Origin of the sequence: uncultured Oceanicoccus sp. (assembly GCF_963968385.1) — a bacterium.
Taxonomy (GTDB): Bacteria; Pseudomonadota; Gammaproteobacteria; order Pseudomonadales; family Dasaniaceae; genus Oceanicoccus.
On the sequence record NZ_CAXAHB010000051.1, the window covers coordinates 1 to 12305 of the forward strand.

Annotated in this window: 15 protein-coding genes; 3 read left to right on the forward strand and 12 right to left on the reverse strand. The window is 47.9% G+C overall.

The features are described from left to right. The 4 genes from dnaG to rpsU form a co-directional block, all read right to left on the reverse strand. The coding region (gene dnaG / locus AACP44_RS06585; protein ID WP_339339681.1) for a DNA primase at nucleotides 1-905 on the reverse strand (905 nt) is incomplete at its 3' end. A 79-nt stretch (nucleotides 906-984) separates the two neighbouring features. After that, on the reverse strand, nucleotides 985-1368 hold the full coding sequence (gene panD / locus AACP44_RS06590; protein WP_339339682.1) for an aspartate 1-decarboxylase: 384 nt from the start codon (nucleotides 1366-1368) through the stop codon (nucleotides 985-987). 47 nt (nucleotides 1369-1415) lie between these two features. Next, a complete protein-coding gene (locus AACP44_RS06595; protein ID WP_339339683.1) occupies nucleotides 1416-1868 on the reverse strand; it encodes a GatB/YqeY domain-containing protein in 453 nt (150 codons plus the stop codon). 54 nt (nucleotides 1869-1922) lie between these two features. Continuing rightward, entirely contained in the window at nucleotides 1923-2138 is a 216-nt protein-coding gene (rpsU, locus tag AACP44_RS06600) for a 30S ribosomal protein S21 (RefSeq protein WP_339339684.1), read from the reverse strand. A 216-nt stretch (nucleotides 2139-2354) separates the two neighbouring features. Here rpsU and tsaD point away from each other — a divergent pair, with 216 nt between their 5' ends. The 3 genes from tsaD (at nucleotide 2355) to folK (ending at nucleotide 4365) form a co-directional block, all read left to right on the forward strand. Continuing rightward, nucleotides 2355-3404, forward strand: coding sequence for a tRNA (adenosine(37)-N6)-threonylcarbamoyltransferase complex transferase subunit TsaD (gene tsaD / locus AACP44_RS06605; protein WP_339339685.1), 1050 nt, complete (start codon nucleotides 2355-2357; stop codon nucleotides 3402-3404). A gap of 61 nt (nucleotides 3405-3465) precedes the next feature. After that, the gene (gene folB / locus AACP44_RS06610) at nucleotides 3466-3822 is read left to right on the forward strand and encodes a dihydroneopterin aldolase (protein ID WP_339339686.1); all 357 of its coding nucleotides are present in this window, start codon (nucleotides 3466-3468) and stop codon (nucleotides 3820-3822) included. A gap of 27 nt (nucleotides 3823-3849) precedes the next feature. Continuing rightward, nucleotides 3850-4365, forward strand: coding sequence for a 2-amino-4-hydroxy-6-hydroxymethyldihydropteridine diphosphokinase (gene folK, locus AACP44_RS06615; protein WP_339339687.1), 516 nt, complete (start codon nucleotides 3850-3852; stop codon nucleotides 4363-4365). 20 nt (nucleotides 4366-4385) lie between these two features. Here folK and AACP44_RS06620 read toward each other — a convergent pair whose 3' ends face one another. The 8 genes from AACP44_RS06620 to lptD all read right to left on the reverse strand — a co-directional run. Then, nucleotides 4386-5132, reverse strand: a complete 747-nt coding sequence (locus tag AACP44_RS06620) for a pteridine reductase (RefSeq protein ID WP_339339688.1) — start codon at nucleotides 5130-5132, stop codon at nucleotides 4386-4388. A gap of 19 nt (nucleotides 5133-5151) precedes the next feature. After that, a complete protein-coding gene (locus tag AACP44_RS06625) occupies nucleotides 5152-6246 on the reverse strand; it encodes a multifunctional CCA tRNA nucleotidyl transferase/2'3'-cyclic phosphodiesterase/2'nucleotidase/phosphatase (RefSeq protein WP_339339689.1) in 1095 nt (364 codons plus the stop codon). Between the two features lie 76 nt (nucleotides 6247-6322). Next, nucleotides 6323-7120: a symmetrical bis(5'-nucleosyl)-tetraphosphatase gene (locus AACP44_RS06630; RefSeq protein ID WP_339339690.1), complete on the reverse strand. Its 798-nt coding sequence runs from the start codon at nucleotides 7118-7120 to the stop codon at nucleotides 6323-6325. Next, the gene (gene apaG / locus AACP44_RS06635; protein WP_339339691.1) at nucleotides 7120-7497 is read right to left on the reverse strand and encodes a Co2+/Mg2+ efflux protein ApaG; all 378 of its coding nucleotides are present in this window, start codon (nucleotides 7495-7497) and stop codon (nucleotides 7120-7122) included. Before apaG ends, AACP44_RS06630 begins: the two co-directional genes overlap by 1 nt. Continuing rightward, complete coding sequence (rsmA, locus tag AACP44_RS06640; protein ID WP_339339692.1) at nucleotides 7491-8297, reverse strand: 16S rRNA (adenine(1518)-N(6)/adenine(1519)-N(6))-dimethyltransferase RsmA; 807 nt, start codon at nucleotides 8295-8297, stop codon at nucleotides 7491-7493. Before rsmA ends, apaG begins: the two co-directional genes overlap by 7 nt. A 5-nt stretch (nucleotides 8298-8302) precedes the next feature. Further along, the gene (pdxA, locus tag AACP44_RS06645; RefSeq protein WP_339339693.1) at nucleotides 8303-9310 is read right to left on the reverse strand and encodes a 4-hydroxythreonine-4-phosphate dehydrogenase PdxA; all 1008 of its coding nucleotides are present in this window, start codon (nucleotides 9308-9310) and stop codon (nucleotides 8303-8305) included. Nucleotides 9311-9346: 36 nt separating this feature from the next. Continuing rightward, nucleotides 9347-10648 carry a peptidylprolyl isomerase gene (locus AACP44_RS06650; RefSeq protein ID WP_339339694.1) on the reverse strand — a complete coding sequence of 434 codons (1302 nt, stop codon included), beginning with the start codon at nucleotides 10646-10648 and terminating at the stop codon, nucleotides 9347-9349. Then, nucleotides 10632-12305: LPS assembly protein LptD (gene lptD, locus AACP44_RS06655; protein WP_339339695.1), on the reverse strand; the 1674-nt coding region annotated here is incomplete at its 5' end. The genes lptD and AACP44_RS06650, both read right to left, overlap by 17 nt.

Below are 12305 nucleotides of genomic sequence, written 5' to 3' on the forward strand. Positions count from 1 at the left end.
GAGCATTGGCGAAATACCCGTTTTAAATGCTCTGTACTGGTGGCGGTACCCAGTGTGGCTGCGGCCCAAGTAACGCCATGTTGTGCTAGCGCCACCACATCCATATAGCCTTCAACAATGAGCAGTCGCTCCAGCTTGCGGTTGGCTTTACGGGATTGATAAAGGCCATAGAGCTCTTTGCTCTTGTGAAATACCGGCGTTTCAGGTGAGTTCAGGTATTTCGGCTTGTCATCCCCCAGTACACGGCCACCAAAGGCAATAATACGTCCACGGTTATCTCGAATGGGGAAAATAATCCGGTCACGGAAGCGGTCATAGAGCTTATTATCTTCTTCCTTTTCGATTAGCATGCCGCCATCGATAAGCAATTGCTTATCTTCCTGATTTAAACCGAGATGCTTAAGCAAGTTGTCCCAGCCCGGCGGGGCATAGCCGATATCAAAGTCTCGGGCGATTTCACCGCTGAGGCCACGGTTTTTCAGGTAATCGATAGCTCGCTGTTTTTGCGGGTTGTGTTTAAGTTGCTGGCGATAAAAGTCAGCGCATTTTTCCAGCATGGTGTAAATATTTTTTTTCTGCTGGGGCTCTTCCTGAAACACCGATGCCTCGCGAGGAACTTCCAGTCCGGCCGAATCCGCCAGCAGTTCAACCGCGCTGGGAAAGTCTATACGCTCGTAATCCATAATAAAGCCGAGCGCATTGCCACCGGCGCCACAGCCAAAGCAGTAATAGAATTGCTTCTCTTGGTTAACGCTGAAGGAAGGGGTTTTTTCTTCATGGAAAGGGCAGCAGGCAGTAAAGTTACGACCATTTTTTTTCAGGCTGACACGGCGGTCTATCACTTCGACTATGTCGAGGCGATCCAGTAGGTCATCGATAAAACTTTGCGGTATGCGGCCAGCCATGAACGAGAATACTTGGGTTCAAATTATTAACAGTGCCAAGTTTAGGGGGTTTGCCGGCAATAAGCGAGGGTGGATCTGTCTAGGCCGTTTCCGGTGCAAAGGCGGCCTGTTTTTCCGTCAGATTGCAGACAAAGCGATTGTTTTTATCCACCAAAATAGCTTTGGCCGCAACGGGTTCAGTAGCCAGCGTAAAGGCAATAATGATCACTTCTTCGCCGGCGCCAATCATATGGGCTGCTGCGCCATTAATGCCGATATAGCCCGAGCCGCGCTTGCCTTCAATAATATAGGTTTCCAGTCGCGTGCCGGTGGTATTACTCACCACCAGTACTTTTTCGTTAGGAAGCATGCCCGCTCGCTCCATCAGTTCGGCATCAATGGTAATGCTGCCAACATAGTCCAAATTAGCTTCGGTAACTGTGGCTTTGTGGATTTTAGAGGACATAAAACTGCGCAGTTGCATCACTTTATCCTTTGGAACGGGGTTTCACCGATTGAGCAGTTAAAGTATTAAGACAGTCGTGACTTAATCAGTTTGCTGACCTCGCCCATATCGGCGCGGCCTTGCAGTTGAGGCTTTAGTACGCCCATGATCTTACCCATATCTTTCATCGATTCAGCGCCGGTGCTGGTAACCGCATCAGCAATCATACTCTCGAGTTCATCTTGGCTAAGCTGTGCTGGCAAAAAGTCTTGGATAACATTGATTTCTGCAATCTCGATGTCAGCCAGTTCGCTACGCCCTGCATCGGTATATTGTTGAATAGAGTCACGACGTTGCTTGCACATTTTGTCGAGCACAGCCAACAGTCGCGTATCATCAATTTCAATACGCTCATCGACTTCAATTCGTTTAATTTCGGCTTGAATCAGCCGGATGGTACCAACACGCTGCTTATCTTTGGCTCGCATCGCCGTTTTCATGGCTTCATAAATGCGATTTTTTAGCGTTTGTTCTGTCATGGCTTTAACAGTCTCGGCAGAAAAAAGATAACCAGCGCTATCGGCAGCTAGGGTCTAGTATAGACGTTGCTGCTTGCGAGTTTCGCGAGAGACTTTCTTGGCGTGACGCTTAACAGCAGCGGCAGCTTTACGCTTACGAACTGATGTTGGTTTCTCGTAGAATTCACGACGACGTACTTCGGCCAGAACACCCGCTTTTTCACAGGAGCGCTTAAAGCGACGCAGAGCGATATCAAATGGCTCGTTATCTTTTAATTTAACTGAAGGCATTTACCCTTCCTTTAACTGATTAATAAAATGCGTTATTGCCCTCGGTTTGCCGCTATAAAGGCGCACCGACCGCAAGGGGCGGGCATTGTAAACGGTTGATCTGGAAAATGCAAAGCCACACAGGGGGTATTTTGTGAGTGTTTTACTGGTCTGTGGCGGTGTCAGCCAGTATTATGCGCGGCTGTTATCTAAGTATCGAATATAAAGACGGTTGGCATGCTAATTCTTGGTATAGAAACATCCTGCGACGAAACGGGGATCGCGCTCTATGATAGTGAGCGCGGCTTGTTAGCAGAGGCCTTGTACAGTCAAATTGAGCTACATACCGAGTATGGCGGGGTCGTCCCGGAGCTGGCTTCTCGCGACCATATCCGTAAAACGTTGCCCTTAATTGAGCAGGTTCTGGCTGAGGCTGGCTGTCAGCGGCAGCATATCAATGGGGTTGCTTATACCTCAGGCCCAGGATTGGCGGGGGCTTTGATGGTGGGGGCGATGATTGGACGCTCGCTAGCTTATGCCCTCAATGTGCCTGCCATTGGTGTGCATCATATGGAGGGGCATCTATTAGCTCCTATGCTTGAAGATAATCCCCCCGAATTTCCCTTTGTTGCCCTATTAGTGTCGGGCGGGCATACCCAATTGGTTAGAGTTGATGGTATTGGCCAATACCAACTATTGGGCGAGTCATTAGATGATGCGGCCGGTGAGGCCTTCGACAAAACCGCAAAAATGCTAAAACTGCCATATCCGGGCGGCCCGCAGGTGGCAAAACTGGCTGAATTGGGGGTGCCTGGGCGCTTCACCTTTCCGCGCCCCATGGTTAAGCATCCCGGGTTGGATTTTAGTTTTAGTGGCTTAAAAACCTATACCCTTAATACCGTTCATGAGCATGCCAACAAGCAAGGCGTGGTAGACGACCAAACCCGTGCCGATATTGCTCACGCCTTTCAGCAAGCCGTGGTTGAAACCATAGTGATCAAATGCAAGCGCGCGTTAAAGCAACAGTCACTATCACGGTTGGTGATCGCCGGTGGCGTTAGCGCCAATAAAGCGTTAAGAGCGGGCCTCGAACAGGCACTGCAAAAAGTGAATAGCCAAGTTTTTTATGCCAGACCTGAGTTTTGTACCGATAATGGCGCTATGATTGCCTACGCTGGTTGTCAACGACTATTGGCCGGACAAACTGATGCGCTCGCCGTTACTGCGACACCTCGCTGGCCAATGGATCAGCTGCCAGCGCTAACGCCCGTTGCGCCAGCCGGTTGAACCGAGCGCTGGAATAGATCGTAAAGCTATTACCATTCAACAAATTTTAGGAATCAGCTTAATGGATGTTGTCTACATACGGGATTTAAAAATTGAAACCGTGATTGGTATTTATGACTGGGAGCGCGAGATTAAACAAACCGTTAGTCTCGATTTGGAAATGGCCCATGATATTCGTCGCGCTGCACAGACCGACGATATTGCCGACACCTTAAACTATAAAGCGGTAGCCAAGCGCTTAATTGCGTTTATTGGCGACAGTGAATTTTTATTAGTAGAAACGATGGCCGAGCGTTGTGCAGATATTGTACTTAACGAATTTTCAGTGCCATGGTTAAAACTGCGTCTCAGTAAACCGGGAGCTGTGCGTGGCTCCCAAGATGTCGGCGTGATTATTGAGCGTGGCAGCAAAGACTAAATCCTAGCCAGTGAATTGGAGAAAATAGTGCCCCAGGTTTATCTGAGTATCGGTAGCAATATCAATCGCTACCAACATATAAGCGCGTCATTGGATGCGCTGGATAAACGTTTTGGCGACATCACTATTTCGCCTGTTTATGAAAGCGAAGCGGTGGGCTTTGAAGGGGATAACTTTCTTAATTTGGTGGTGGGGTTTTTCTGTCAACTCAGTGTCGGTGAATTGGCAAAACACTTGCGCGATATTGAGCATGATAACGGCCGCCGCCGCGATGGCCCAAAGTTTGGTCCACGTACACTGGATATTGATATTTTAAGCTACGGTGATGAGGTCGGTCATATCGATGGCATTGATCTGCCGCGAGATGAAATTATAAAAAATGCCTTTGTGCTTTTGCCGCTATTTGATATCGCCCCAGGGGACATTCATCCTCAACTGGGCAAAACCTATGCCGAGTTATGGCAGGCCTATGATCAATCCAGTCAAAAGCTATGGCCGGTAGATTTTCAGTGGCGCGGTGAGAAAATTTCCGCTCACGCATAACGTCTTTCTAAAAATCGCTTTTACATATTTAAAGAGCGACCACCATCCACAGCAATAATTTGTCCGGTGATATAGGGCGCATCATTCACCAAAAACGCAACCGTCTGCGCAATATCACTGACATCACCAATTCTTTGCATCGGGATTTTATTCAGTATCGACGATTGATTGTCAGGATCAAACTCCTGTTCCGGCCATAGTATGGCACCGGGTGAAACACCATTGACCCTTATCTCGGGTGCCATTTCTTTAGCCAGCGTTTTGGTCATCATCGCCACACTGGCTTTGGCCATAGAATAAATAGTGTGTTCAGCCATTGGGCGCTCACTATGAATATCCACCAAATTAATAATGCAGCCGCGGCGTTGGCTAAGTGTGGGTGTTAGTGCCTGAGTGAGAAAAAATGGGCCTCTGACATTGCTATCAAATAAAGCGTTCCAATCATCATCGGTCGATTGGTTAAGGGGGGTGGGGTAAAAGGTCGAGGCGTTATTAATTAATGCATCGATATGGCCCCATTGTTTTTCGGCAGCTGTGGCCAGCACTTGAACGTCCTCACGGTTGGTTAAGTCCGCTTGAATACAGTGTGCAGAATCATTGCGCTGACTGTTTAAGCTGGCGGCAAGTTGTTCGGCCGAGTCTGAGGATGAGCGGTAATGAACAATGATATTAAAGCCGGCGGTATGTAAGCAGCGACAAATTTCTGCGCCAATTCGTTGGGCAGCACCGGTCACCAGGGCAACGCGTTGTGAAGTTGGTTCACTCATTGGTTTTTACTTCTCTCGTTCAACAGGGTTTATGCAATAGGGTGTTGATGGCGGTCAGCCTGCGATCATATAAAGCGCTGGCTATCGCTTTGCCCTTAAGTCCTTGCTTGGCCAACTCGCCAGCATTGATGGCTTTGCAAGCGGTATAAGCATCGCGTAATTGCTGAGTTATACGCGATGAACCAAACTTGAGTTCACAGCATTGCAGAAAAAGATCAAAACGTTCGCTGCGGCGAAAAGGATCTAGTTGCTCAAGCAGGTTAAGCAGTTTATCGGCAGCAGTAAAAACTTCGCTGCACTGTTGCTGATAGCGAGAAAACAGTACCGCCAAGTCTGTAAATACTTTAGGCGCTTTTAGTTGGTCGCAAAGAGCTTTTGCATCGGTATCGCTGAGCTGGCTAAGCAATAGCGCAAAACGGACAATCGGTGTTTTTTTCTGCGGTTTATGTTTTAGTATCGAAAATTGCTGTGCAGTAAAATCAGCCAGTAGTGGCATTAGTCTGGCCAAGGCGCCACCCGCCTGCAAGGAAATAAAAAACTGTGCCGGTGTTTTTTCCCCTAAGGCTTTTTCTAGCTCTTGCCAGATTCTTTCTGCGGGCAAGGTCAATAATTCATCGCCTGCGCTAATAGTTTGCATGAGCTGCATAGTGTCGTCGGCGATATAAAACCCCAAATGGGCAAAGCGGGCATGAAAGCGAGCAAGGCGTAGCACTCTTAAAGGGTCTTCAGTAAAGGCTTCAGAGACATGACGTAAAACTTTTTGTTCAAGGTCTTGTTGACCGCCATAGGGGTCAATGACACGGCCATCACTATCTTCTGCCATGGCATTAATCGTCAGGTCGCGTCGGAAAAGATCTTGTTCAAGCGTCACATCAGGGCTGGCATAACAATCAAAGCCAGTATAGCCAGGGCCAGATTTGCGCTCAGTTCTGGCTAGTGCATATTCTTCTTTGGTTATCGGATGAAGAAATACCGGAAAATCTTTGCCCACCGCCTGATAGTTCTGCGACAACAATTGCTCGGCAGTTGCGCCAACAACAACCCAGTCATGCTCATGATAAGGCAGGCCCAATAATTTATCCCTAACGGCACCGCCAACCAAATACGTTTTCATAAAATTCATTAATACTAATGATTGAAGTTGAGACAAATTATAGCAGGTGTTAAGTAGTGCAGAAGAAGCATTAGTTTTAACAGTTACAACGATGCATTCGCTGTGTTTCTAAATTCATCAGGGTCAGCTGATGCCCCCAAACGCAACCGGTATCCAGCGCAAAAACATGCTCACTATTAGCCTGTCCTTGCAGTGCAGCCCAGTGACCAAAGATAATGGCTTGTTTAGTATCACGCGGGTAAGCAAACCAGGGTTTAAAATCAGCTCTATCGATAACGGCAAGTTTGTGATCAAAATCCAACACGCCTTTGGGATTACAAAAACGCATTCTGGTTAAATAATTGGTAATGACCCGCAGCCGTTCCCAGCCTTGCAGTTGATTGTCCCAAACCGCTGGTTCGTTGCCATACATATGGTGAAAAAAATCGATGGCTTGATCGCTGCGTAAAACCTGTTCGACTTCAGCAGCATACTGGCTGGCTTGTTCTACTGTCCAAATCGGTGGAATACCAGCATGGGTCATATGGTAGTCACCACTGGGATCGCTATACATCAAGTGTTGTTGTTGCAACCACTCCATTAGCTCAGGGTAGTCACTGGCTAGAAGAATTTCATCAAAAGTGTCTGACCTGTTTGCCGTTCTTGTGCCGTGGGCTATAGCGAGAAAATGCAGATCATGATTGCCTAAAACAATTCGGGTGCAATCACCTAAGCCTTTAATAAAACGTAATGTCTCAAGCGAGGCCGGGCCGCGGTTGATCAGATCGCCTGCCAGCCACAATTGATCTTCGCTTGGATTAAAGGCAACTTCTGCTAACAAACATTGCAGCGGTTCCAGACAGCCTTGTACATCGCCAACGGCATAACGAGTCATTAATGCAAGGACCCCGGATGAATCAGAGAAAACAGAGGAATGGGCGCGTCAAAGATTTTGCCCGATGCGCTTTCCATTCGATAGCTGCCTTTCATGGTGCCGACGGCGGTTTCTAATAGCGCACCACTGGTATAGCGATAGCTATGGCCGGGCTTTATAGTTGGTTGCTCGCCAATTACGCCGTCGCCGCGGATTTCTTCAACCTTGCCATCACCATCGGTAATCACCCAGTGACGGCTAATCAGTTTTACCGGTTCAACACCATGATTGCTAATGGTGATGGTGTAGGCAAAAGCATAGCGTTGTTCATCAGGGCTGGACTGCTGAGGGATATAGTGGGTATCGACATGAATACTGATGGGATTATCGATTAGCATAATTCAGGTGTCCGGATGGCATTGCTGATGGCGACAAATTGTTGCAGCGATAAAGTTTCTGGTCTGGCAGCTGGGTTGATATCCAGAGCAGTTAATTGTTCTTCGTTTATGTCACTTTTTAATGAATTGCGCAGTGTTTTGCGTCGCTGATTGAAAGCGGTGCGCAATACATGCTCCAGCGTTTTAATATGATTGGCGGGGTGCGGTAATTGTTGATGAGGCGTTAGTCTTACAATGGCAGATTGTACTTTGGGGCGCGGGTCGAAGGCTTCCGGTGGCACTTCAAATAAGGCATGCACATCACAGTAATATTGCGCCATAACACTGAGGCGGCCATAGTTTTTATTGCCTGGTACAGCGGCAAGGCGGTTAACCACTTCCAGCTGCAACATAAAATGCATATCGTCAATCAGTGCATGCTGGTCTAATAAATGAAAAATTAATGGGGTAGAAATATTGTAGGGCAGGTTGCCCACCACGCGTAATGGTTTACCTTTGTGTTGCAGAGAGGAAAAATCAAATTCCAATGCATCCCCTTGCTGTAAACTAAAACGGCTTTCGCCAGCAAAGCGCTGTTGCAGAATAGGAATAAGATCACGGTCCAGTTCGATCGCATCCAGCTGACATCCACTGGCCAGAATATCGGCGGTCAGTGCGCCTTGGCCGGGACCTATCTCAACGATATGGTCATCACTGCTGGCATTGATCGAGCGGGCAATATGATGAATAACACCGGCATCGTGCAAAAAGTTTTGGCCAAAGCGTTTTCGGGCGCGATGTTTATTGTCAGGGTTCGCCATAAGCGTTAATGCTCAACAGTGGTCGACAAACGGTGTTGAGCCATACTCATCGCATAGCTCAACGCAGTTTTTAGGCTGCCGCTATCGGCGCTACCGCCACCGGCTAAATCCAGTGCCGTGCCATGGTCGACCGATGTGCGGATAATCGGCAGGCCAAGAGTAATATTAACCGCGTTACCAAAGCCTTTATATTTTAAAACCGGCAAACCCTGATCGTGATACATCGCCAGTACCGCATCGCATTGCGTCAGATGTTTTTCAGTAAAGGCAGTATCGGCGGGTAATGGTCCCGTAAGATGCATACCCTCGTGAGTTAATTTTTTCATACTGGGAATGATATGATCAATTTCTTCACTGCCCATATGGCCGCCTTCACCGGCATGAGGGTTTAATCCCAGTACAGTAATTTTCGGCTGTTTCAGACCAAAATGCTGTTGCAGATCGTGGTGCAAAATACGGGTAATGGTTTCAATTCGTGCTGAGTTGATTGCTTTTGGCACTTCCTGTAAAGGTAGGTGCGTAGTCACCAGCGCAACCCGCAAGCCTTCAGTAGCCAACATCATCACCACTTGTTCGGTGCCGGTTTTATCGGCGAGGTATTCAGTATGTCCGCTAAAGTTGATGCCGGCATTATTAATCACCGCTTTGTGGACTGGCGCGGTGACCATCGCTACAAAGGTATTATCCATGCAGCCATTAATCGCGGCATCCAAGGTCGCTAAAACGTAACGGGCATTATCAGTATTAAGTTCGCCGGCGGTGCAGGGCTGTGCTAGCTCAACGGGTAATACGCAGAGTTCTGATGCAGCACTGACTTTTGGAGGATCGGCGCTGTTAAATAATCGGATGGTTAAAGGTAGCCCGAGTTGTTCAGCGCGTTGTTGCAATAATTGTGGATCGGCAATAGCAACCAGCTCGACAGCCTGTTGCGTTTGGGCTAGTTGCACAACAAGGTCAGGACCAATGCCCGCAGGTTCGCCGGGAGTTAATGCTATTCGCAATAGAGTCATCATGTTAGTTGCATAACTTCCGGTAACAGGTGGGGTGGTTTATTTAAAATCTACATAGGCTTCGTCGCGAATTTTTTGCAACCAGGTTTGTAGTTCGTCATCGTATTTACGTTGATGAATATGGTTGCGAGCGATATTGCGACGAATATCATCGGTAACATCTTTATCGCGGCGTTGGATAACTTGCACTATATGCCAGCCGTACTGACTTTTGAACGCGGGACTAATGTCGCCAGGCTCGGTGCTGTCCATGGCATCCTGAAAGGCACCCACTAATTGACCACGATTGGTCCAACCTAAATCTCCGCCCTCAAGGGCAGAGCCGATATCTTCTGAAAACTCGCGCGCCAGATCTGCAAAATTTTCGCCATCGATAATGCGTTGTCGCAAGGCTTTTATTTCATTTTTGGTAGCAGCCTCATTACGTATGGCTGAAGGTTTTAATAAAATATGCCGCGCCTTGGTTTGCGCAATGGTTTCTCCGTCACCGCGTTTGCCTAACAGTTTCACCAAATGGAAACCGCTGGGACTTTGCACAGGTGCTGCTGTTGCGCCTTCGTCGGTTGTGGTTGCCAAATTAGCCATTAAGCTGGGTAGTTCAGCGGCTTTACGCCAGCCTAAATCGTTGGTTTGTAGCTGGTTATAACTGGATATTACAGCTTCGTAAGTTTCGCCTTTTGCTATGCGTTGATAAATAGCATTGGCCATTTTTTTTGCCGTGGCAAGAGTGGTCTTATCAGCATCGCCAGTGACGGTGATCAATGTATGTAGCATCCGATATTCTGGTGCCGTTATTGACTGGCCTTCTTTGGAGGTGAGAAAGTTAGCAATTTCTTGATCGGTAACTTGAATGCGCTGATTAACATTACCCTGTTGAACCCGCTGTAATAATATTTCTCTGCGAATTTGTTCGCGGGCAGTGGCATAGGATAGACCGTCTGCTTCAAGTGTTTGTTTAAATTGCTGTAAGTTCATGCCGTTTTGTTTGGCTATGCGTCGCATCGAATCATTAAGCTGGGCATCGCTAATACGAACGCCGGCGCGTAGTGCCATTTGCAGCTGAATATTTTCAACAATTAATTGGTTGAGGATATCCTGATGGAGTTCCTGCATGGGCGGCGCAGACCTGCCACTTTTTTCAATATTGGCTTTAACCTGTTGGATGCGCTCTTTCAGTTCGCTGGCGGTAATTACATCGTTATCGACAATAGCCACCACTTGATCCAGCAGTTGGGTTTGATTGTTGGCACTGGCGAGTGGGGCGGCAAGGCCACCCACTAGCATTAGGGCAACGGCCAGTAGAGAGGTGTTACGGTGTTTGTAGTTAGTCAAGATCTTCATACCCCAAAATAGTTTCTTTTAGCAGATTGCGGGCTTTATTGCCCAGACTGCCCAAGCCCTTTAATTCAAATTCAAGAATAAAGGCGTAATCGCGTTCGGCTACGAGGTTATTTTCGTTTTTTAAACTGCGCTGGTACAGTGCACGCACCATCCAGCAGCAATCTTCATATTGCAGGCCAACCATATCATCAATGGCGCGGTTTTCCTCTATATCATAGCGGTAACGAGCAAAGGAACTCCAGCGTTCATTGATCGGCACGACAGCGGATGCGTCGGCTTGCGATAAATCTTGCGAGTTGCCAGCGGCTGCTCTATTGAAGCGATAGCCCAGATTGTACAGACTGTTGTTGCCCGCTTGATAGTGCATGCTAAAGCCGCCTTCTTGCAGAGAGTCCTGTCGTGAGTCCCACAATAGCGTATTGGTTAACCACAGCCTATCAGTAGGCTGGTATTGAACTTCACTGGCAATTTGCGAGTTGCTGCTGACATCATCGGCCATGGCGCTGTTCAATTGAACACGACGGTCTTTAAAGTAAAAAATTTGACCCAGACTGATATTGAGAACTTCACGGCCTTCGCTGTCATTGATAAAGCGACTGGTAATACCAAGCGAGGCTTGGTTGGCGTCGTCCAAGCGATCATGGCCAGTAAAGCGAGTGTCGCGAAATAGCTGGCTATAGCTGAATTTAAGCGCTCTGGTATCGAAGGTAGGATTGTCATCCTGTGCTTTATAGTCACTATAAAAGTAGTAAAGGCGGGGTTCCAGCGTTTGCAGATAGTTGCTGTCGGCAAACTGTGTCTCCCGCTCAAAAACCAGACCCATATCCAACGTTGCCAATGGTGTGGTTACCGATGATGTCTGATCAGCACTGGGTTGGAATGAATTCAGATCGTAGCTAACGCTGCGGAGTTTGACGGTAGGGATAATAAAGCCTGGGGTCCAGCGCGTGGGATAGCTGATGCCTGCTTCGGCAAAGCTGCGCTTGCCAGTGACAAAGATGCCGCCTTGGTCAATCGACTGGTCATGCTTAAAGTCAGTAAATTCAGCCTCAAATAACCATTCTGGGGAGAAGTTGGCCCCAGAGCTGTTTTTCTCAATGGTCAGCCTCGGCATAAATTGATATTGGCTGGAAAGTAGATCATCAATGGTCTGATACTGTTGAGCGGTTAGCTTAGCCTGCCAGTTATTGTCCCGATACCCCAGCGAGACGGTTTGTATCAGGTGATCGCTACGGATTAATGCCAGACTGTCGGGGGTTAGATCATCAAAGAAATCCTCATCGCTGACTTTGTTGTAGTCCAGCTTCGTGGTAATGAAGCCAATTTCGCCATTGTGGGTAATACGACCCACCCAGCGGTTTTCGCGCGGAGGACTATCGCTAGAGTTAGCGCCGGCAGAGCCGTCAGCTTTATATTGATCATCTTTAAGCATGGCGCCAGCCGCTACCCAGTTACCAAGACGGCTGGTTTGTCTAAGCTCGCCTTCAAACATGGTGCCGCGCTTCTCGATAAAACGTGGTGTAAAAGTGGCGTCAAAATCCGCTGCCAGATTAAGATAAACAGGTATGCTGATTTCAAAACCGTTGCTATTACTCTGCGCCAGCGTTGGAAACAATAGCCCGGTCTTTCTGCGATCATCAATGGGGAAGGTTATATA